Source organism: Amycolatopsis sp. 505 (assembly GCF_031625235.1).
GTDB lineage: Bacteria > Actinomycetota > Actinomycetes > Mycobacteriales > Pseudonocardiaceae > Amycolatopsis.
The window spans coordinates 99,559-119,144 of the sequence record NZ_JACKQP010000019.1; the positions used below are offsets into that span (position 1 = coordinate 99,559).

21 protein-coding genes are annotated in these 19,586 nt (G+C 72.9%); 14 read left to right on the plus strand and 7 right to left on the minus strand.

Annotation, left to right across the window (positions count from 1 at the left end; genetic code table 11):
• The first annotated feature begins 22 nt into the window (after positions 1-22).
• Both H5965_RS44220 and H5965_RS44225 read left to right on the plus strand, forming a co-directional pair.
• Complete coding sequence (locus H5965_RS44220; RefSeq protein ID WP_310977293.1) at positions 23-433, plus strand: YkvA family protein; 411 nt, start codon at positions 23-25, stop codon at positions 431-433.
• Positions 434-462: 29 nt separating this feature from the next.
• A complete protein-coding gene (locus tag H5965_RS44225) occupies positions 463-1,305 on the plus strand; it encodes a TIGR03619 family F420-dependent LLM class oxidoreductase (RefSeq protein ID WP_310977294.1) in 843 nt (280 codons plus the stop codon).
• Here H5965_RS44225 and H5965_RS44230 read toward each other — a convergent pair.
• The gene (locus H5965_RS44230) at positions 1,298-2,233 is read right to left on the minus strand and encodes a LysR substrate-binding domain-containing protein (protein WP_310977295.1); all 936 of its coding nucleotides are present in this window, start codon (positions 2,231-2,233) and stop codon (positions 1,298-1,300) included. The genes H5965_RS44225 and H5965_RS44230 overlap by 8 nt on opposite strands.
• Before the next feature lie 71 nt (positions 2,234-2,304).
• Between H5965_RS44230 and H5965_RS44235 the strand changes: the two genes are divergently transcribed.
• The 3 genes from H5965_RS44235 to H5965_RS44245 are packed head-to-tail and all read left to right on the plus strand — an operon-like array spanning position 2,305 to position 5,674.
• Positions 2,305-3,009 carry a succinate dehydrogenase cytochrome b subunit gene (locus tag H5965_RS44235; protein ID WP_310977296.1) on the plus strand — a complete coding sequence of 235 codons (705 nt, stop codon included), beginning with the start codon at positions 2,305-2,307 and terminating at the stop codon, positions 3,007-3,009.
• Complete coding sequence (locus H5965_RS44240) at positions 3,009-4,931, plus strand: fumarate reductase/succinate dehydrogenase flavoprotein subunit (RefSeq protein ID WP_310977297.1); 1,923 nt, start codon at positions 3,009-3,011, stop codon at positions 4,929-4,931. Before H5965_RS44235 ends, H5965_RS44240 begins: the two co-directional genes overlap by 1 nt.
• Positions 4,928-5,674: a succinate dehydrogenase/fumarate reductase iron-sulfur subunit gene (locus H5965_RS44245; RefSeq protein WP_310977298.1), complete on the plus strand. Its 747-nt coding sequence runs from the start codon at positions 4,928-4,930 to the stop codon at positions 5,672-5,674. Before H5965_RS44240 ends, H5965_RS44245 begins: the two co-directional genes overlap by 4 nt.
• A 6-nt stretch (positions 5,675-5,680) precedes the next feature.
• Here the strand turns inward: H5965_RS44245 and H5965_RS44250 are convergent, their stop codons facing one another.
• Positions 5,681-6,388, minus strand: a complete 708-nt coding sequence (locus H5965_RS44250) for a metalloregulator ArsR/SmtB family transcription factor (RefSeq protein ID WP_310977299.1) — start codon at positions 6,386-6,388, stop codon at positions 5,681-5,683.
• 112 nt (positions 6,389-6,500) lie between these two features.
• Between H5965_RS44250 and H5965_RS44255 the strand changes: the two genes are divergently transcribed.
• Positions 6,501-7,679: an MFS transporter gene (locus tag H5965_RS44255; RefSeq protein WP_310977300.1), complete on the plus strand. Its 1,179-nt coding sequence runs from the start codon at positions 6,501-6,503 to the stop codon at positions 7,677-7,679.
• Positions 7,680-7,978: 299 nt separating this feature from the next.
• Here the strand turns inward: H5965_RS44255 and H5965_RS44260 are convergent, their stop codons facing one another.
• Together H5965_RS44260 and H5965_RS44265 are read right to left on the minus strand one after the other, a co-directional pair.
• The gene (locus tag H5965_RS44260; protein WP_310977301.1) at positions 7,979-8,377 is read right to left on the minus strand and encodes a hypothetical protein; all 399 of its coding nucleotides are present in this window, start codon (positions 8,375-8,377) and stop codon (positions 7,979-7,981) included.
• The gene (locus H5965_RS44265; protein WP_310977302.1) at positions 8,374-8,910 is read right to left on the minus strand and encodes a MarR family transcriptional regulator; all 537 of its coding nucleotides are present in this window, start codon (positions 8,908-8,910) and stop codon (positions 8,374-8,376) included. The genes H5965_RS44260 and H5965_RS44265 overlap by 4 nt, the downstream gene beginning before the upstream one ends.
• Before the next feature lie 165 nt (positions 8,911-9,075).
• On the opposite strand from H5965_RS44265, the gene H5965_RS44270 reads away from it, so the two are divergent.
• Positions 9,076-11,091 carry a phosphocholine-specific phospholipase C gene (locus H5965_RS44270; RefSeq protein ID WP_310977303.1) on the plus strand — a complete coding sequence of 672 codons (2,016 nt, stop codon included), beginning with the start codon at positions 9,076-9,078 and terminating at the stop codon, positions 11,089-11,091.
• A gap of 122 nt (positions 11,092-11,213) precedes the next feature.
• Positions 11,214-11,513, plus strand: a complete 300-nt coding sequence (locus H5965_RS44275) for a DUF1540 domain-containing protein (RefSeq protein WP_310977304.1) — start codon at positions 11,214-11,216, stop codon at positions 11,511-11,513.
• Positions 11,514-11,587: 74 nt separating this feature from the next.
• Here the strand turns inward: H5965_RS44275 and H5965_RS44280 are convergent, their stop codons facing one another.
• Positions 11,588-12,568: a methyltransferase gene (locus tag H5965_RS44280; RefSeq protein ID WP_310977305.1), complete on the minus strand. Its 981-nt coding sequence runs from the start codon at positions 12,566-12,568 to the stop codon at positions 11,588-11,590.
• Positions 12,569-12,632: 64 nt separating this feature from the next.
• Here H5965_RS44280 and H5965_RS44285 point away from each other — a divergent pair, with 64 nt between their 5' ends.
• From H5965_RS44285 to H5965_RS44310, 6 genes are read left to right on the plus strand one after another with little or no spacing between them, the layout of a single operon-like run.
• The gene (locus tag H5965_RS44285; protein WP_310977306.1) at positions 12,633-13,247 is read left to right on the plus strand and encodes an XRE family transcriptional regulator; all 615 of its coding nucleotides are present in this window, start codon (positions 12,633-12,635) and stop codon (positions 13,245-13,247) included.
• 52 nt (positions 13,248-13,299) lie between these two features.
• Positions 13,300-14,466, plus strand: coding sequence for an FAD-dependent oxidoreductase (locus H5965_RS44290; RefSeq protein ID WP_310977307.1), 1,167 nt, complete (start codon positions 13,300-13,302; stop codon positions 14,464-14,466).
• Entirely contained in the window at positions 14,463-14,726 is a 264-nt protein-coding gene (locus H5965_RS44295) for a (2Fe-2S)-binding protein (RefSeq protein ID WP_310977308.1), read from the plus strand. The genes H5965_RS44290 and H5965_RS44295 overlap by 4 nt, the downstream gene beginning before the upstream one ends.
• Positions 14,723-16,009, plus strand: coding sequence for an NAD(P)/FAD-dependent oxidoreductase (locus H5965_RS44300; RefSeq protein WP_310977309.1), 1,287 nt, complete (start codon positions 14,723-14,725; stop codon positions 16,007-16,009). Before H5965_RS44295 ends, H5965_RS44300 begins: the two co-directional genes overlap by 4 nt.
• Positions 16,006-16,917, plus strand: a complete 912-nt coding sequence (locus H5965_RS44305; RefSeq protein WP_310977310.1) for a dihydrodipicolinate synthase family protein — start codon at positions 16,006-16,008, stop codon at positions 16,915-16,917. The genes H5965_RS44300 and H5965_RS44305 overlap by 4 nt, the downstream gene beginning before the upstream one ends.
• Entirely contained in the window at positions 16,918-17,919 is a 1,002-nt protein-coding gene (locus H5965_RS44310) for a proline racemase family protein (protein ID WP_310977311.1), read from the plus strand.
• Here H5965_RS44310 and H5965_RS44315 read toward each other — a convergent pair.
• Together H5965_RS44315 and H5965_RS44320 are read right to left on the minus strand one after the other, a co-directional pair.
• Positions 17,916-18,269, minus strand: coding sequence for a VOC family protein (locus tag H5965_RS44315; protein ID WP_310977312.1), 354 nt, complete (start codon positions 18,267-18,269; stop codon positions 17,916-17,918). The two genes, H5965_RS44310 and H5965_RS44315, sit on opposite strands and share 4 nt — an antisense overlap.
• 655 nt (positions 18,270-18,924) lie before the next feature.
• Positions 18,925-19,586 (minus strand): family 2B encapsulin nanocompartment shell protein (locus tag H5965_RS44320; RefSeq protein WP_396137004.1); only part of this gene is annotated, 662 nt, incomplete at its 5' end.

The window sequence follows — 19,586 nt, forward strand, 5'->3', positions numbered from 1 at the left end:
ACGCACCCGTAACCTCGAGCGGGTGACGGGAGCGTTCTGGTGGGATCTGCTGATCGGGGTCGCGGCCGCCCTGCTGCTCGCGTGGGCCGCCCTCGTCGTCGCGCTCGTGATCGTCCGGCCGCGCGGGGGACTGCTGCGGGAGGCGCTGCGGCTGCTGCCGGACGTGCTGCGGCTCGTGCGCCGGCTGGCCGCCGACAAGACGCTGCCACGCGGGGTCCGGATCCGGCTCGGCCTCCTGCTGGCCTACCTCGCGCTGCCGATCGACCTGGTGCCGGACTTCATCCCGGTGCTCGGGTACGCCGACGACGCCATCATCGTCAGCGCCGTCCTGCGCTCGGTCGTGCGCCGCGCCGGGCTCGAGGCCGTGCGGGCCCACTGGCCCGGGACCGACGACGGGTTCGCCGCTTTGACCCGCTTGACGAAGTTGCCTTGACGTGCACGGCAACCTTTAGCTTTCCGTGGGTGAAGTTCGGAATCAGCTACAGCACCCCCTTCTTCGGCGCCGGCCCGGAAACGATCGCCGGGTTCGCCCGGGACGCGGAGGAGTGCGGGTTCGAGTCGTTGTACCTGCCGGAGCACGTCGCCCTGTACCCGGGCGCGAAGATCGGGCCGATGGCGCTGCCGCCGTCGCTGCCGTTCGCGGACCCGTTGGAGTGCCTCAGCTTCGTCGCCGCCGTCACGAGCCGCATCCTGCTGGGCACCGGCGTCCTGCTGTTGCCCTACCACCACCCGGTCGTGCTGGCCAAGCGGCTCGCGACGATCGACGTGCTGTCCGGCGGACGCATGCGGCTGCTCACCGTCGGCGTCGGCGCCCTGCCCGGCGAGGCACGGGCGGCCGGCGTCGACTTCGCCACCCGCGGCCGCCGGACCGACGAGGCCATCGACGTCCTGCGCCTGCTTTGGGCGGGCGGTGAAGAGGGCGTCTCCTTCGCCGGCGAGTTCTTCTCCTTCGAGGACGCCTGCATCTTTCCGAAGCCGGCCGGCGTCCGCACGTTGCCGATCCACGTCGGCGGTTCGAGCACGGCCGCGGCCCGCCGGGCCGGCCGGCGCGGCGACGGGTACTTCCCCGGCGGCGCGCTCACCGCGGACGAACGCCGCCGCCAGTTCGAGCTCGTCCGGGCCACCGCGAGCGACCCGGAGACCATCGAGTACACGCGCTGGGGTGCGCTGGACATGTCCACAGAGGACGTCGAGGAGCTGGCCCGGCAAGGGGTGACCCGCATCGTCGTGACGCCCGGCACGGCGGAACCCGGCCGCAGGCGGGCGGAGATGGCGGGGTTCGCCGAGCGGTTCGGCCTCAGCTGACCTCGTCCACCAGGGACTCGATGCCCGGCGGCAGGCTCTCCCGCCGGGCCCGGTCGGCCACGAACCCCGCGATCGCCGCCCGCAGCGCGCGCACCGCCCGGGTCGGTTCCAGATCGGCGCGGTGGGCCAGCTGCACCACGCGCGTCATCCCCGCGTCGGGCGTGAAGCGGGTCATCCGGAACCGGTCGCCGGCCACCGTGCTCGGCACCACCGCCGCGCCGACCCCCGCACGGACCAGTTCCAGCACCGCGTCCATCTCGCCGCCCTCGATCGCGAACGACGGCTCGAACCCGGCCGCGCCGCAGGCGTTGACCGTCGCTTCCCGGACGTCGTAACCGCGGCGGAACATCACCAGCGGGACGTCGGCGAGCTGCCCGATGCCGAGGCGGTCACCGGCGACCGGCGCCTCCGGGGCGGAGATCACCACCAGCTCCTCCAGCAGCAGCGGGGTCGCCGTCAGGCCGGCGTCGGCGGTGATCCGGGCGCCCGCCAGCAGCGCCAGGTCCAGCGCGCCCTCGGCCAGCCGCTGCCGCAGGTCACCCGACCCGCTCTCGTGCAGCTCCAGCTGGATGCCCGGGTACCGGCGGCGGAAGGCCGCGAGCATCGCGGGCAGCAGGCCCGTGCACAGGCTCGGCGGCGCACCCAGCCGGACGCGGCCGCGGTCGAGCTCGGCCAGCTCGCGGATGGCCAGCCGCGCGGTTTCGGTGTCGGCGAGGATCCGCCGCGCGATCGGCAGCAGCGTCTCGCCGGCCTCGGTGAGCGTGACGTTGCCGCGGATCCGGTGGAACAGCGGGGCGCCGAGGTCGTGTTCGAGCGCGCGGATCTGCTGGGACAGCGACGGCTGCGCCACCCGCACCTGTTCGGCGGCGCGGGTGAAGTGCCGGTGCTCCGCGACGGCGACGAAGTACGCGAGCTGCTGGAACTGCATAGCCACAGCCTATCGACAACAGAGTCATCATGTCTTTGACCTCTGGTCGACGCGCTCCTACCGTCGATCGGGTGGTGAACACCCTCGCCCCGCACCGGCGCTCCGCCGTCCGGCGCTTCTGGGCCTCGACGATCGGCAAGAAAGCCGTCATGGCGGTGAGCGGCCTGCTCCTGCTCGCCTTCGTGTTCGCGCACATGGTCGGCAACCTCAAGACGTTCCTGGGGGCCGGCGACCTCAACCACTACGCGGGCTGGCTGCGCACGATCGGCGAACCGGTGCTGCGCCGCGAGTGGTTCCTCTGGCTCCAGCGCGCGGTCCTGCTCGCCGCGCTGGTCCTGCACGTCACCGCGGCCGTGCAGCTGGCCCGCCGCGACCGCCGCGCCCGCCCGGTCCGGTACGCCCACCGGCCGCCGTCGCACGGGACCTTCGCGGTGCGGACGATGCGCTGGGGCGGCGCGACGCTCGCGGTGTTCGTCGTCTGGCACCTCCTGGACTTCACCGTCGGCACGGTGAACCAGGACTTCGTCCCGGGCGACCCGTACCACAACCTCGTCGCGGACTTCCGGGTCTGGTGGGTCAACCTGATCTACCTCGTCGCCCTGGCCATGCTGGGCCTGCACATCCACCACGGCTTCGCGAGCGCCGCGCGCACGCTCGGCGTCACCCGCCCGCGGCGGGAGCGCGCGATCCGGATCTTCGGCAGCACGACGGCGGTCGTGGTCGCGGGCGGCTACGCCCTCGTCCCGGTCGCGATCATGACGGGACTGGTGCACTGATGGCCGACTACCGCGTCGGCGACCCGATCGCCGACACCAAAACCCCGCCGGTTCCGCTGGAACAGCGCTGGGACGAACGGAAGTTCGCCGCGAAGCTGGTCAACCCGGCGAACCGGCGCCGGCACCGGGTGATCGTGGTGGGCACCGGGCTGGCCGGCGGCTCGGCCGGCGCGACGCTGGCCGAGCAGGGCTACCACGTCGTCCAGTTCTGCTTCCAGGACTCCCCGCGGCGCGCGCACTCCGTCGCCGCCCAGGGCGGCATCAACGCCGCGAAGAACTACCGCAACGACGGCGACTCGGTGTACCGGCTCTTCCACGACACGGTCAAGGGCGGCGACTTCCGGGCCCGGGAGTCCAATGTGTACCGGCTGGCCCAGGTGTCGGCGCAGATCATCGACCAGGCCGTCGCCCAGGGCGTCCCGTTCGCCCGCGAGTACGGCGGCCTCCTGGACACGCGGTCGTTCGGCGGCGTGCAGGTGCAGCGGACGTTCTACGCTCGCGGCCAGACCGGCCAGCAGCTGCTGATCGGCGCGTACCAGGCGCTGTCCCGGCAGATCGACGCCGGGAACGTCGAGCTGCACGCGCGCACCGAAATGCTCGACCTCGTCGTGGCCGGCGGCCGGGCCCGCGGCATCGTCGCGCGCGACCTGGTCACCGGTGAGATCACCACACACCTCGCGGACGCCGTCGTGCTCGCCACCGGTGGGTACGGCAACGTCTTCTCCCTCTCGACGAACGCGAAGGGCTCCAACGCCACCGCGATCTGGCGGGCGCACAAACGCGGTGCGTACTTCGCGAACCCGTGCTTCACCCAGATCCACCCCACGTGCATCCCGCGGTCGGGCGAGCACCAGTCGAAGCTGACGCTGATGAGCGAGTCGCTGCGCAACGACGGCCGCATCTGGGTCCCGAAGCAGGCCGGCGACACGCGGCCGCCGGGGGAGATCCCCGAGGACGAGCGCGACTACTACCTCGAACGCCTATACCCGAGCTTCGGCAACCTCGTGCCGCGCGACATCGCCTCGCGAGCGGCGAAGAACGTGTGCGACGCCGGCTTCGGCGTCGGTCCCGGCGGTCTCGGCGTCTACCTCGACTTCGCCGACGCGATCGCGCGCCTGGGCCGCCCGGCGATCGAGGCCCGCTACGGCAATCTCTTCGACATGTACCAGCGCATCACCGCGGAAGATCCGTACGCGGTGCCGATGCGGATCTACCCGGCCATCCACTACACGATGGGCGGGCTGTGGGTGGACTACGACCTGCAGAGCACCATCCCCGGGCTGTTCGTGATCGGCGAGGCGAACTTCTCCGACCACGGCGCCAACCGGCTCGGCGCGTCGGCGCTGATGCAGGGCCTCGCCGACGGCTACTTCGTGCTCCCGGCGACGGTGAACGACTACCTCGGCGGCACCCGGCTCGACGACGTCCCCGAATCCGCGGTTCTCGAAGTGGAGACCGAGGTGCGCGAGCGGATCTCCCGGCTCCTGGCGGTGCGGGGGACGCGGTCGGTCGACTCGTTCCACCGCGAGCTGGGGTTGCTGATGTGGGACCACTGCGGGATGTCCCGCACCCGCGAAGGCCTGCGCAAGGCCCTCGACCGGGTGCCCGGGCTCCGGGCGGAGTTCTGGCGGGACGTCCGCATCCCGGGCGGCGGCGCGGAGCTCAACCAGGAGCTGGAGAAGGCCAACCGCGTCGCGGACTTCCTGGAGCTGGCCGAGCTGATGCTCGTCGACGCCCTCGCGCGCGAGGAATCGTGCGGCGGGCACTTCCGCGAAGAACACCAGACGTCCTCGGGGGAGGCGCTGCGGGACGACGAGAACTTCGCGCACGTCGCCGCGTGGGAGTACGGCGCCGAGCCGGTGCTGCACCGCGAAGAACTGGTTTTCGAGCACGTCCACCCGACCCAGCGGAGCTACACATGAAACTCACCGTCCGCGTCTGGCGGCAGGCCGGCCCGGCCGCGGAAGGGCGGCTGGTCGCCTACCCGGTCGACGACGTCAGCCCGGAGATGTCGTTCCTCGAGCTGCTGGACGTCCTGAACCAGCGGCTGATCGAGGAGGGCGACGAACCGGTGGCGTTCGACCACGACTGCCGCGAAGGCATCTGCGGCTCGTGCGGCGTGGTGATCAACGGCCGCGCCCACGGCCCCGAGCGCACGACGTCGTGCCAGCTCCACCTGCGCTCCTTCGCCGACGGCGACGTGATCGACGTGGAACCGTGGCGCGCGGCGGGGTTCCCGATCATCAAGGACCTGGTGGTCGACCGTTCGGCGCTCGACCGGATCGTCCAGGCGGGCGGGTACGTCAGCGCGCCGACGGGAAGCGCCCCCGACGCCCACGCGACACCGGTCCCCAAGCCGGACGCGGACCTGGCGTTCGACAACGCCACGTGCATCGGCTGCGGCGCCTGCGTGGCGGCCTGCCCGAACGGCTCGGCAACCCTGTTCACGGCGGCGAAGGTGACGCATCTGAGCTTACTGCCGCAGGGTGGGCCGGAACGCGCGAGCCGGGTCCTCGACATGGTGGAGGCGATGGACGCCGAGGGTTTCGGCGGCTGCACGAACACGGGGGAGTGCGTGGCGTCGTGCCCGAAGGGGATCCCGTTCGCGAGCATCGCGACGCTGAACCGGGAGTACCTCGCCGCGTCGCGCTCCGGGCGGCGCTGACGACTGTCAGAAACCCGGCAGCAGGGTACCGAACCGGCGGCGCCCCCGTGGGGTGATCCGCAGTTCGCGCTCTCCCGGGCCCCGCCGGACCAGGCCGTCGGCCAGGAACGCCTCCAGGACTTCGTGGCCGAGGACGCCTCCGAGGTGGGGGACGCGGTGGGTGCGGTCCAGGCACGCCGTCGCCGGGCGGCGGCGGCCCGGGGCCACCTCCGCCGGGGTGACCCCGAGGTCCCGGAACGCCGACAGGTCGTCGCCGAGGACGACGTCCGCCGCGGAACCGTCCGGCGGCCGCAACGCTTCCCGCGCGACGAGCAAGGCGAACACCGCCACGCCGAGCCGTCCCGCCGCGTGGTCGTAACACGTGTGCGCGAGGTCCGCGCCCGACTCCGTCCGATCCGGTGGCGCGATGCTCTCGTTGCCGGCGTAGTGCGCGAGGGCGGTGAGCACGCCCAGGAGGTCTTCGCGGCCGACGCGGTACATCGCGTGCCGCCCGGTGTGTTCGACCGTCACCAGCCCCGCCGCTCGCAGGCGGGCCAAGTGGTTGCCCAGCCGGGGTGCGGTCACCCCGAGCGCGTCGGCCAGCTGCACCATCGTGTGCGGGCCTTCCGCCGCCAGCACCTGCAGGGCCGTGAGCCGCACCGGGTCGGCCAGCTCGCGCGTCAGCTCGACGATCGCGCCCTGGACCGCGTTGCCCGCATCGACCAGTCCGCCCATCACCGTTCCTTCCGACGCGCGCGAGCCTAGCACGCTTCACGAGTACGTGAATGATGATTGCTTACGGCGTCGACCGGGAACTACCCTTCACATCCTCGTGAAGGGTGGATGCATGCGAAGTCTCCTGTGGGGCCGCGGGGTTTCCGCGCTCGGCGACGGCCTCTGGTTCACGATCTGGGCGCTGTACCTCACCCGGATCGCCGGGCTCCCGCCGGTCACGGTCGGCGCCGGACTCGCCGTGGCGAGCGCCGTCGGCATGGCCGCCGCCGTGCCGTTGGGCGCCTTCGCCGACCGGGCGGGCGCGCGGCCGGTCCTGGTCGTGCTCACGCTCGTGCGGGCCGCCGCGATGGCCGGTTACCTCGCGGTGGACGGCACCTGGTCGTTCCTGGCCGTGACGGTGCCGTTCACCGCCTTGGCCACCGGCGGCACGGCGGTGCGGACCGCGCTCGTCACGGCGCTCGTCACCGAACCCGCCGAACGGGTGCGCGTGCTGGCGCAGCAGCGGGTGGCCCAGCACGTCGGGTACGCCGCCGGTGCCGGGCTCGGCGCGCTGGTGCTCACCGCCGACGCGCGGTGGGCCTACACCCTGGCCATCGCCGGGAACGCCGTCAGCTTCCTGGTGCTCGCCGGCGCGACCCTGCTCGTGCCCGCACCCGCCCGGACCCCGGTCCGGACTTCGACCCGGGCGGTGCTGACGGACCGGCCGTACCTGTGCGTCACCGCGGCCACGGCCGTGCTTTCGCTGTGCTGGGCCATGTTGTCGGCCGGCCTGCCGCTCTGGCTGTCCGGCCGGACGCACCTGCCGCTGGGCCTCGGCGGGGTCGTGGTCGTGCTCAGTTCCGTCGGGATCGCGGTGTTCCAGGTGCCGTTCGCCCGCTTCGCCCGCACGACCGGCCAGGCCGCGCGGACGGCGGTGGTGTCCGGCGTGGTGCTCGCGGTGAGCTGCGTGCTGCTCGCCACGACGTCCGGCGGGTCGGGCGCAGCCGCGATCGCGGTGGTGGGACTGGCTGCGGTGCTGCACGTCGTCGGCGAGCTGGCGTACGTGGCCGCCAACTGGGGCCTGTCGGTGCGGCTGATGCGCGAAGACGCCAAGGGCGCCTACCAAGGCGCGACCGAAGCGGCCACGGCCACCGTGCAGATGGTGGGGCCCGGGGTGTTCACGCTCGCCGTCGGCGGGCTCGGCGGCCCGGGGTGGTTGCTGGTCGCGGTCGTGTTCCTCGCGGCCGTCGCGCCCGTGCCGGCGTTGACCCGCTGGGCGGTCCGGACGCGGCAGCCCGTGGCGGCCCGCTGAGCGACGCACGTCACCCTCGAAGTCCGGAACACCAGCGGGGACAGGACGTTGTACAGGGTGTCGGTACGGTGGTGCCCCCGGGCCTCACCCCTTGCCTTCACGGAATACCAGTCCGGCTGGAGCCGTGTTGAGCCTTCCGCCGCGAGGCGGCCCCCGTACCGGCCTCGAACTCCCGTCTCCGCTCGCAGGTCGACCCCCCTCGGACCTCCGCTGGGCGGAGACGGGCCTGAACCACCCCGCGTTTGCCGCCCCCGGCGCCGGGTACACCGGTCCCGGCGGTGCCCGCCCGGTGTTCGAGCTCAGCCTGTGGTCTCCACAACCCGGGCGCCCGGGCGGGCCATCGCTGCCATCAGCGGGTGCCAGCGCGTGGCGTCGAAGATCAGCGTGATGGCTTCGATCTTCCCGTCGCGCAACCGGAAGTGCTCCGCCGTGTGCTGCGTGCCGACCGGGGTCGCGGTGTGCACGTCGTAGACGAGCGTGGCTTCCGTTTCGCCGTAGAGCTCGCTGATCAGGTCGACGCCCGTGACGACCCCGACGAATCCCGCGAGGCCGTCCAGGTGGCCGCGGGCGTCGGCGGATTCGATCAGCGGGCTGCGGAAGGTGAACGTGCCGGCCAATTGCGCGGCCGCCGCGGTCACGTCCCCGTCGAAGCGGGCGCGGTGGTAGGCCTGCACGGTTTCCCTTGTCTGCGTGGTCATCGGTCCTCCAGGTGGCGGGTGAGGTGGTACTGGTTTTCGGCCAGCCGCAGGCACAGGTGCCGCAGCTGGGCCGTCTCGGCGGTGGTGAAGCCCCGGAAGAGCGCGGCCATGGCGAGCTGGGACGGCCGCCGGAACTCCTCCAGCCACGTCCGGCCCTCCGCGGTGATCCCGACCTGGACCGCCCGCCGGTCGCGCGAGTCGGGCACGCGCTCGGCGAGCCCGGCGCGTTCGAGGGTGTCGACCAGGCCGGTCACGTTCCGGGAGCTCACCCCGGCGGACGCGGCGAGGTCCTTGATCTGCGCGCCGCCGGTGGCGAGCCGGATCAGGATGTCGAGGGCACCGGGGCTGAGGCCACGGCTGTCGGTGCCCCGGGAGCGCAGCGCCTCGAGGCTCCGCGCGGCCGTGCGGACGGCGGCCGCGGCTTCGAGCACGCCGGTGTCTTCGCCGAGGGTGAAGCCGGCCAGCGCACTGCGGACGTCGGGGGAGTAGAGCCGGTCGTCCTCGTCCCGGGCCAGGTTGGGTACATCATTCATAGTGAAGAGATACATTAGTACGTACTTCCGTATCTCTGTCAACAGCCTGTCCGCTCGCAGGCGTTAACCAGGCTTTCGCCCGCCGTTAGCCTCGGTCCCGGGACAGGTTCCCTTTTCGCCGCCCATACTGACCCGGCTCGCCACCACGACACCCCCGGAGTCCCCATGACGGACGTCAACCGACGACGTTTTCTGCAGCTGGCCGGCGGTACCGCCGCCCTTTCCGCACTGTCCACCAGCATCGCCCGCGCGGCGGAGATCCCCGCGTACCACCGGACCGGGACATTGCGGGACGTCGAGCACATCGTGGTGCTGATGCAGGAAAACCGGTCGTTCGACCACTACTTCGGCACGCTGCGCGGGGTCCGCGGCTTCGGCGACCCGCGGCCGGTGACCCTGGCGAACGGCAAGTCGGTCTGGGCGCAGTCGGACGGCAAGCGCGACATCCTGCCGTTCCGTCCCGAAGCGGACAACCTGGGCCTGCAGTTCATCCAGGACCTCCCGCACGGCTGGAACGACACGCACGCGGCGTGGAACGCGGGCCGCTACGACAAGTGGGTGCCCGCGAAGGGTTCGACCACCATGGCGTACCTGACCCGCGAGGACATCCCGTTCCATTACGCCCTCGCCGACTCGTTCACCATCTGCGACGCCTACCACTGCTCGTTCATGGGCTCGACCGACCCGAACCGCTATTACATGTGGACCGGGTACACGGGCAACGACGGCAAGGGCGGCGGTCCGGTCCTCGGCAACGACGAAAAGGGCTACTCCTGGACGACCTACCCCGAGCGCCTGGAGCAGGCCGGGGTGTCGTGGAAGATCTACCAGGACATCGGCGACGGTCTCGACGCCGCCGGCGGCTGGGGCTGGATCGAGGACGCCTACCGCGGCAACTACGGCGACAACTCGTTGCTGTACTTCAACTCCTACCGCAACGCGAAGCCCGGCGACGCCCTCTACGAGAAGGCCCGCACCGGCACGAACGCCAAGGCAGGCGAGGGCTACTTCGACCGGCTGCGCGCCGACGTCAAGGCCGGCCGGTTGCCGCAGGTTTCCTGGATCACCGCGCCCGAGGCGTTCTGCGAGCACCCGAACTGGCCGGTGAACTACGGCGCCTGGTACATCGCGCAGGTTCTCGACGCGCTCACCGCGAACCCGGACGTGTGGAGCAAGACCGCGCTGTTCATCACCTACGACGAGAACGACGGCTTCTTCGACCACGTCGTCCCGCCGTACGCGACGGCCGGACAGTCCACTGTGGATACCACGGGGGAGGTCTTCGCGGGCTCGGCGGCGAACCCGGCCGGCCCGTACGGGCTCGGCCAGCGCGTGCCGATGCTGGTGGTGTCGCCGTGGAGCAAGGGCGGCTACGTCTGCTCGGAGACGTTCGACCACACGTCGATCATCCGGTTCATCGAACGGCGCTTCGGCGTGCACGAGCCGAACATCACGGCCTGGCGCCGCTCGGTGTGCGGCGACCTGACGTCGGCGTTCGACTTCGCCCGGACCGACGCGCGGGTGCCCGCCCTGCCGGACACCGCGGGCTACGAGCCGCCGGACCGCCTGCGGCACCCGGACTACGTGCCCGCCGTCCCGGCCCACGCGGTGCTGCCGAAGCAGGAGCCCGGAGTGCGGCCGGCGCGGGCGCTGCCGTACGACCTCGCCGCCGACGCCCACGTCGGGACGGCGCTGAACCTGACGTTCGTCAACCAGGGCCGGGCGGGCGCGACGTTCTACGTCACCTCGCCCGGGGGCGACCCACGGACGTACACCGCGGGCGCCGGCTGCTCGCTGGCCGCCAACCTGCCGGTGACCGGGGGCTACGACTACACCGCGCACGGTCCGAACGGGTTCGTCCGGCAGTTCCGCGGCGGCTTGGCCGGGCCCGAGGTGAGCGCGCGTCCGGAGGGGCGCAGCGGCAACCTGGCGCTGGTGCTGACCAACAGCGGCGCGACGCCGGTGCGGCTCACCCTGACCGACGCGTACACCCGCCGTTCGACGTCGCGGCTGCTGCGGCCGGGCGCGCGGGTGGTCGAGGTGGTGGACACGCGGCGCAGCGGCAACTGGTACGACGTTTCGATCGTGTCGGACCGCGACCCGCGCTTCCTGCGCCGCCTGGCCGGCCACGTCGAGACGGGGCGGCCGAGCACGAGCGACCCGAACACGCTCACCGACTGAGGGGCCGGCGCTCGATCGGGGGCGTTTGTCACCCGGCCGGGGCCGCGTCCGTTGCGAGCCCCGGTTCCGGGTGGGAGCGTCGGTGAACCGACTGTTTTCCCACCACGGAACCAGGAGAGCGGATGACCACCACCGAGATGCCGGCCGTGCACGAGTGCACGGTCAGCGGCTGTTCCTACAACCACGACGGCTGCCACGCCTTCGCCATCACGGTCGGCGGCGGCAACGGATCGGCGGACTGCGGAACCTTCGTCCCGCTGAACACGAAGGGCGGCTTGGACCGGGTCGTGGCCCAGGTCGGCGCGTGCTCGAGGACGGACTGCCGGCACAACTCGGCACTGGAGTGCACGGCGGACAACATCCGCGTCGGCCCCGGCGAGGGCGGCCACGCGGCGAACTGCCTGACGTACACGACCCGGTAGCCCCGGCCGGTCCGGACGAGCGCCCTGCCGCGGCGCTCGTGAGTGGTAAGGCGGGTTCCAACCCGCCTTACCACTCACGACCGGGCGTGGGTGGCCGGTCTGAACTCCAGGGCGGTGCGGCCGTCGGACACCTTTGTCGTCGCGCGCAGGACCAGGCCGCAGTCCTCGGCCAGCTTCGTCAGCTCGGCCGCTGTCCTCTCGCGGCCGCCGAAGCACATCAGCATGAACAGGTCCATGGCCGTGCCCGCGGCCTGGCGCAGCGGCTCGATGACCACCACCGTGCCGTCGTCGCCCGCCGCGTCGCGGCAACCGGCGAGGATGGCTGCCGCGTGCTCGTCGTCCCAGTCGTGCAGGATGTCCGAAAGCACGTACGCGTCCGCCCCCGGCGGGAGCGGGTCGAAGAAGCTGCCGGGCACCGCCTCCGCCCGGTCGGCGAGCCCGTCCGCCGCGAACCGCCGCGCCGCCGCGGCCGCCGACGGGGCCAGGTCCAGCACCGAGCCGCGCACCGACGGGTGGGCGCGCAGGATTTCCGCCAGCACGACGCCGTCCCCGCCGCCGACGTCGACGATCCGCGCGAACCGCCCCCAGCCGAACCGCGCGGCGATCTGCGGCGCCTGCACCCGGAACCGCCAGTTCATCTGGGCGTCGAACGTGCGCCGCAGCCGGGGTTCGGCGTCGAGGTCCGTCCAGAAGTCCCGGCCGTACCGCTGCTCGTAAGCCGGCCGGCCGGTGGTGATCGTGCCCAGCAGGTCGGCGAACGCGAGATCCGCGCGCCCACCCGCCGCGTCGATGTCGAGCAGCAGCTTGACGCCGTCCTCCCGCAGCTGCGCCCCCAGCTCCGTGGGCCGGTACCGGCCGGACTCCGCGTCGAACGCGAACACCCCGGCCGTGACCAGGTGGTCCAGCAGGCAGGTCAGCGCGGAGGGGGACGCATCGGTGAGGGAGGCGAGTTCGGCGGCCGTCGCCTCGCCGTGCTCGGCGAGGCCGAGGGTCGCCGCCACCCGGATGGCCATGGGCGTGGCCAGCTCGGCCATCCCGAGGATCGACTGTGTCACCCCGTCGAGCTTAGCGACGACGTGGCATCATGACGATCGGCAAACCGAACGAAGGGCGTCGCTGATGGACGCTTTACCGAACGATGACGGCGGTCTGTCGATCCGCGACATGCTGGCGGTCAACCTGCGCGCGGCACGGGCGGCGCGTGGCCTGTCGCTGTCCGAGCTGTCCCGGCGGTCCGGGATCGGCAAGGCGACGCTGTCGCAGCTCGAGGGCGGCACCGGCAACCCGACCATCGAGACCGTTTTCAGCCTGTCCCGGGTTCTCGAAGTGGCCATTTCCGACCTGCTCGACCACCGCCCGCGCGGGGGACTGACCGTGGTGCGGGCCGCCGGGGTCGAGGTGCTCCGCGGCGAGGGCGTCGACCTGCGGCCGCTGCGCCGGATCGAGGCCGAGAACAGCGTCTTCGAGGTCTACGACCAGGTCGTCCGCGGGGACGCGCCGCAGCGCTCGCAGGGGCACGTCGGCGTCGAGCACACCGTCGTGCAGGCCGGCCGGCTGTGCGTCGAGGTCGCCGGCCGGAGCGTGGACCTCGAGCCCGGCGACTACGTCGCGTTCGACGCCCGCGAGCCGCACAGCTACACCGCGCCGGACGGGCCCGTGCAGTCGGTGCTGCTGCTGCAGTACCGCGCGGAGGAACGCCTCGACGGCCGGCCGCACCCCGTCCTGCCGGATTGACACCCTTCCTGATCGGGACCTATCGTTCGCTATACCGAACGCTGGAGGGTCGATGAACCGAACGCGGGTGGTGGTGATCGGCGCCGGTATCGTCGGCGCGGCGTGCGCCCGGGAACTCGCCCTGGCCGGTCTCGACGTCCTGGTCCTCGACCGCGGCCGGCCCGCGGGCGGCACGACGTCGCACGGCGAAGGCAACCTCCTGGTTTCCGACAAGGGGCCGGGCGCCGAACTCACCCTCGCGCAGCTGTCCGCCCGGCTGTGGCCGCAGGTGCTGGCCGAAATCGCCGGAGACGACCCGCGCGCGGCGGCCGCGACGGAGTTCGACCCGAAGGGCGGCGTCGTCGTCGCCACCACCGAGGCCGGCGCCGGCGCGCTCCTCGCGTTCGCCGAGGCCCAGGCCGGGGCCGGGGTGCGCACCGAGCGCCTCGACGCGGCGGACGTCGCGGCGGCCGAACCCGCGCTGACCCGCGAGGTGACCGCCGCCGTCCGCTACCCGGAGGACGCCCAGGTGCAGCCGGCCGGCGCCGCGCTCGCCCTGCTGGGTTCGGCGCTGCGCCACGGCGCCCGGCTGCGCACCGAAGCCGAGGTCACCGGCGCCGAGGTCCGGGACGGCCGGATCACCGGCGTCCGCGTGGCCGGCGAGCCGGTCGAGGCGGACGTGGTGGTGAACGCGGCGGGACCGTGGTCCGGGCCGGTGTCGGCCCGGCTCGGCGCGCCGATCGCGGTCCGGCCCCGGCGCGGCGAGGTCCTGGTGACCACGCCGATGCCCGGCGTGGTCCGGCACAAGGTCTACGACGCGGACTACGTCGGCGCGGTCGGCACCGGCAGCGGCGAGCTGCAGACGTCCGCGGTGGTGGAGTCGACCTGGGGCGGCACGGTGCTGATCGGCTCGTCCCGCCGCCGCGTGGGCTTCGACGACACCATCCGGCCGGACGTGCTGGGCGCGATCGCGGCCAAGGCGGTCCGCCTCTTCCCGGCCCTGGCCGACGCCGCGGTGATGCGCGCCTACGGCGGCTTCCGGCCGTACGTCGACGACCACCTGCCGGTGCTCGGCGAGGATCCGAGGCTCGCCGGCCTCTGGCACGCCACCGGGCACGAAGGGGCGGGGATCGGCCTGAGCGTCGGGACGGCCCGGCTGCTGCGCGAGCTGCTGACCGGCGCGACCCCGTCGATGCCGGTGGAAGAGTTCACCGTGGACCGTCCGGCGGTGCTGGCGTGAGCGAGCCGATCGAAATCACCGTCGACGGCGAGGCCGTGACCGGGCGGGCCGGCCAGACCGTCGCCGGCGTGCTCCTCGCCGCCGGCCGGCTGTCCTGGCGCACCACCAGGTCCGGCGCGCCGCGCGGCGTCTTCTGCGGGATCGGTGCGTGCTTCGACTGCCTGCTCACGGTCAACGGCGTCGCCGACGTCCGCGCCTGCCGCCGCCGCGCCGCCGACGGCGACGAGATCCGCACCCAGTCGCGGGAGGAAAGCGCGTGACGCACGTCGTCATCGTCGGTGCCGGGCCCGCGGGGCTCGCGGCGGCCGAGCACGCGCTCGCCGCCGGGGCCGAGGTCACCGTCCTGGACCAGGCGGACGTGCCCGGCGGGCAGTACCACCGGGGAGCCTCCCAGCAGTTCGAGGCGCTCTTGAGCCGGTGTGCGTGGTGGCCGGAAAGCACCGTCTGGGCCTTGGAAGGCAAGCGCGTCCACGTCCTGCGCGGCCCGGCCGACGGGACGAACCGGCGGCGCCGCACCCTCGAACCCGACGCGCTGATCCTCGCCACCGGCGCGCACGACCGCGTCCTGCCGTTCCCCGGCTGGCAGCTGCCCGGCGTGTTCACCGCGGGCGCCGCGCAGGCGCTGGCCAAGGGGGAGCGGGTCGCGGTCGGGCGGCGGGTGCTCGTCGCCGGGGCCGGGCCGTTCCTGCTGCCGGTCGCCGAGTCCCTGGTGGACGTCGGCGCCGGAGTAATCGCCGTCCTGGAAGCGAACCCCGCGCGCACTGTCCTCAATGGATGGTCGTGGCGCGCGGCGGCGCACGTCGGCAAGATGAACGAACTGGTTCGTTACGCCGGCGCGCTGGCTCGGCACCGCATCCCGTACCGCATGGGCCGCGCGGTGATCGAGGCTCGTGGCGACGACCGGGTCCGCGAAGCCGTCACCGCGCGCGTCCGCGCGGACTGGTCGGTCGTCCCCGGGACCGAACGCACCTACGAGGTCGACGCCCTCTGCGTCGGGCACGGCTTCGTGCCGCAGCCCGAACTGGCCGTCGCGGCCGGCTGCGTCCTCGACGGCGGGTTCGTCCGGGTCGGCGACGACCAGCGCACCAGCGTCGACGGGGTGTTCGCCGCGGGAGAGCTCACCGGCATCGGCGGGTCGGTCGCCGCGGCGGCGGAAGGCGCGGTCGCCGGTCAGGCCGCGGCCGGGCGGACGCCGGGCCGCGCGTTGCTCAAGCGGCGTGACCACGCCCGCGCTTTCGCCCGCCGGCTGGCCGCCGCCCACCCGATCGGCGCGGCCTGGCCCGCCTGGCTGCGCGAGGACACCGTCGTCTGCCGTTGCGAGGAAACCACCTGCGGCGACCTGAAAAGCGCCGCCGCGGACCCGGCCACCCCCGGTCCGCACGCGCTCAAGCTCGGCACCCGCGCCGGCCTCGGCCCGTGCCAGGGCCGGATGTGCGGACCCGCCGTCGCCGAACTGTGCGGGGGCACCGAGCGCCACCACCGTCCGATCGCCCAGCCGATCCGTATGGGCGAACTCGCCGATCCGAAGGAGACCCCAGCATGAGGACCCGCGACCTCGGCGGCGTGGTCGTCGCCGCCGCGCTGCCGTACCGGGCCGACGACGCCGCACCGGCCGGGCTGGCCGTCGACTACGACGCGTACGCCGAACACTGCCGGTGGCTCGTCGAGAACGGCTGCCGTGGCGTCGGCCCGAACGGCTCCCTCGGCGAGTACTCCTCGCTCACCGACGACGAACGCCGCCGCGTCGCCCGCACCGCGATCGAGGCCGTCGGGACGGACGGGATCGTCGTCGTCGGCGTCCACGGCCCCGGCGCGCACCAGGCCCGCCACTGGGCCGAGGCGGCGGCCGAGGACGGCGCGCACGGCGTGCTGTGCCTGCCGCCGACGCTCTACCGCGCCAACCGCGGCGAGGTGCTCGCGCACTTCGAGGCGGTGGCGTCGGTGGGGCTGCCGGTGATGGTCTACAACAACCCGTTCGACACGAAAGTCGACCTCACGCCCGACCTGCTGGCCGAAATCGCGCAGATCGACAACGTCGTGGCGGTCAAGGAGTTCTCCGGCGACGTCCGCCGCGTGCTGGAGATCCGCGAGCGGGCGCCGGAGCTGGCCGTGATCAGCGGCGCCGACGACGTCGTCCTGGAGAGCCTGCTGATGGGCGCGACCGGGTGGTTCGCCGGGTTCCCGAACGTGTTCCCGGCCGAGTCGGCGCGCCTGTTCGAGCTGGCCAGGGCGGGCAAGCTGGAGGAGGCGAGGGCGCTCTACGAGCCGCTGGTGGCCGCGTTCCGGTGGGATTCGCGCACCGAGTTCGTCCAGGCGATCAAGCTCGGGATGGACATGGTGGGCCGGCGCGGGGGGCCGTGCCGCCCGCCGCGGGGGCCGCTTTCGGACGTCCACCGCGAACAGGTTCGTGCCGACATGGGCCGCGCGCTCGCGGCGCTGGGGGTGGCGTAGATGCGCTCGTCACGCGCGATCACGGCGGTCGACTCGCACACCGAGGGCATGCCGACCCGGGTGGTGACCGGCGGGGTGGCCCCGATCCCGGGTGCCACGATGGCCGAGCGGCGCCGGTACTTCATGGCGCACCTGGACCACCTGCGGCAGTTCCTGGTGAACGAGCCGCGCGGCCACTCGGCGATGAGCGGCGCGATCCTGCAGCCACCGTGCCGCGACGACGCGGACTGGGGCGTGGTGTACATCGAGGTGTCCGGGTGCCTGCCGATGTGCGGCCACGGCACGATCGGCGTGGCGACGGTGCTGGTCGAGACGGGCATGGTCGAGGTGACCGAGCCGACGACGGTGGTGCGCCTGGACACCCCGGCCGGGCTGGTGCACGCGGAGGTCACGGTCCGGGACGGGCGGGCGCTGAGTGTCAAGCTGCGCAATGTGGCGTCGTTCCTGGCCGAGCGCGACGCCGAGGTCTCCGTGCCCGGCTTGGGTACGGTCCGCTACGACCTCGCCTACGGCGGCAACTTCTACGCCATCCTGGACCTGTCCTCTTTGGACATCCCGTTCGACCGGGCGGCGAAGGACCGGATCCTGGCGGCCGGCCTGGCGATCATGGAGGCGATCAACGAGCAGCGGCCGCCGAAGCACCCGGCCGACCCCTTGATCGGGGGCTGCAAGCACGTCCAGTTCCTCGCGCCGGGTTCGGACGCGCGGGCGTCGCGGAACGCGATGGCGATCCACCCGGGCTGGTTCGACCGGTCACCGTGCGGCACCGGGACGTCCGCCCGGATGGCACAGCTGCACGCGCGCGGCGAGCTGCCGCTGCACACGCCGTTCGAGAACTCGTCGTTCATCGGCACGACGTTCACCGGTTCGCTGGTGGCCGAGACCACGGTGGGTGACGTGCCGGCGGTGGTCCCGGAGTTTTCGGGGCGGGCGTGGATCACCGGCACGGCGACCTACCTGTTGGACCCGTCCGACCCGTTCCCGACGGGGTTCGTGCTTTAGGCGGGCTGCCAGAGCTCGATGCGGTGACCTTCGGGATCGGTGACCCAGCCGAACCGCCCGACGCCGGCCATGTCCTGGGTTTCCTCGGCAACGTCCGCGCCGAGGGCCCGGAGCTGGTCGAGCATGGCGTCGAGATCGCGGACCCGGAAGTTGAGCATGGTCTGCTGGGTTTCGGAGCCGAAGTACCCGGTCCCGGCCTCGAAGGGGGCGAAGACGGTGGGGCCGGGCTCCTGCTGCCAGAGACCGTGTTCGTCGGCGTCGAGGCCGAGGCAGTCGCGATACCAGGCCCCGAGGGCGGCGGGATCATTCGCACGGATGAAGTACCCACCGATACCGACCACACGTTCCATGCGGCGATCCTGCCAGGCGGGTTGGGCAGTGGGTGGGGTGACACGCGGGGTGGAGGGGCGGGGTGGACGGCGGGTTGCGCCGCTCGCTGAAGGGCTGGTGTGGCTGGCTGGCCTGGCCTCGCGTGGCCCCGCTGTGCCTGGCCCGGCCACGCCTTGCCTGGCCCGGCCCCGCCTCGCCCGGACGTCCGGTCTGGCCCGGCGCCCGGTCTGGTCCGGCGCCCGGTCTGGCCCGGCTTGGCCTCGCCCGGCCCGGGCAGTGTGGCTGGCCCGGCCTCACCCGCCTCGCCGGGTCTGGCCCAGCCTCGCGTGGCCCGGACCGGCCGCGCCGGCCTCGCGTGGACCGGCCCGGCCGCGCCGGCCTCGTCTCGTCCGGCCCGGCCCAGCCCCGCTCGCCCCCGCCTGGCCAGCCAGGGCCAGCCAGGGCCGGCCTGGCCTCGCCCGGCCGGCGTACGGCCCGGCCGGCGTGCGGCCCGGCCGGTGTGCGGCCCGGGCGGCGTGAGGGCGCGGGGTGCCGGTTGGACGGTGGTGCAGGTTGCCGTTGTTCCCGTGGCCGTTCCGGTCCCGGCAGCGCCCGCGGTCGCCGTGACCATTCCCGTTGCGGCGAGCGGCGTAGTCACCAGCTTTCGAAACCACGGCAACTTCGAGAGTTTCGGATTCAGCGGCCGATTTGGACGTCGTCGAGGGCGCCGAGTGCGTCGGGGACGAGGACGGCGGCGGAGTGGTAGGCGCTGACGAGGTAGGAGGTGATGGCGCGTTCGTTGGTGCCCATGTGTCGGATGTTGAGTCCGGGTTGGTATTCGTCGGGGAGGGTTTTGGGGCGGAGGCCGATGACGCCGGCGTCGTTTTCGCCGGTGCGCATGGCGAGGATGGTGGTGGTGCCGGTGGTGGTGATGGGGATTTTGTCGCAGGGCAGGATCGGTACTCCGCGCCAGGCGGTGACCCGCTTCCCGTCCAGGACAACAGTATCCGGGTAGATGCGGCGGGTGGTGCATTGGCGGCCGAAGGCGGCGATGGCGTGGGGGTGGGCGAGGAAGAAGCGGGTTTTGCGGCGGCGGCAGAGCAGGTCGTCGAGGTCGAGGGGGGTGGGTGGTCCGGTGCGGGTGGTGAGGCGTTGGTTGAGGTCGGTGTTGTGGAGGAGTCCGAAGTCGGTGTTGTTGATCAGTTCGTGTTCTTGTCGTTCCCGGAGGGCTTCGATGGTGAGGCGGAGTTGTTGTTCGAGCTGGTTGATGGGGTGGTTGTAGAGGTCGGTGACGCGGTTGTGGACGTGGAGGACGGTTTGGGCGACGGCGAGGTCGTATTCGCGGGGTGAGGGGTCGT

Coding starts and splice junctions, on each gene's coding strand:
- H5965_RS44290 (WP_310977307.1), top strand. CDS start 13,300: ATGAACCGAACGCGGGTGGTGGTGATCGGCGCCGGTATCGTCGGCGCG.
- H5965_RS44310 (WP_310977311.1), top strand. CDS start 16,918: ATGCGCTCGTCACGCGCGATCACGGCGGTCGACTCGCACACCGAGGGC.
- H5965_RS44265 (WP_310977302.1), bottom strand. CDS start 8,910: ATGAATGATGTACCCAACCTGGCCCGGGACGAGGACGACCGGCTCTAC.
- H5965_RS44275 (WP_310977304.1), top strand. CDS start 11,214: ATGACCACCACCGAGATGCCGGCCGTGCACGAGTGCACGGTCAGCGGC.
- H5965_RS44315 (WP_310977312.1), bottom strand. CDS start 18,269: ATGGAACGTGTGGTCGGTATCGGTGGGTACTTCATCCGTGCGAATGAT.
- H5965_RS44250 (WP_310977299.1), bottom strand. CDS start 6,388: ATGGGCGGACTGGTCGATGCGGGCAACGCGGTCCAGGGCGCGATCGTC.
- H5965_RS44270 (WP_310977303.1), top strand. CDS start 9,076: ATGACGGACGTCAACCGACGACGTTTTCTGCAGCTGGCCGGCGGTACC.
- H5965_RS44260 (WP_310977301.1), bottom strand. CDS start 8,377: ATGACCACGCAGACAAGGGAAACCGTGCAGGCCTACCACCGCGCCCGC.
- H5965_RS44245 (WP_310977298.1), top strand. CDS start 4,928: ATGAAACTCACCGTCCGCGTCTGGCGGCAGGCCGGCCCGGCCGCGGAA.
- H5965_RS44230 (WP_310977295.1), bottom strand. CDS start 2,233: ATGCAGTTCCAGCAGCTCGCGTACTTCGTCGCCGTCGCGGAGCACCGG.
- H5965_RS44255 (WP_310977300.1), top strand. CDS start 6,501: ATGCGAAGTCTCCTGTGGGGCCGCGGGGTTTCCGCGCTCGGCGACGGC.
- H5965_RS44285 (WP_310977306.1), top strand. CDS start 12,633: ATGGACGCTTTACCGAACGATGACGGCGGTCTGTCGATCCGCGACATG.
- H5965_RS44240 (WP_310977297.1), top strand. CDS start 3,009: ATGGCCGACTACCGCGTCGGCGACCCGATCGCCGACACCAAAACCCCG.
- H5965_RS44305 (WP_310977310.1), top strand. CDS start 16,006: ATGAGGACCCGCGACCTCGGCGGCGTGGTCGTCGCCGCCGCGCTGCCG.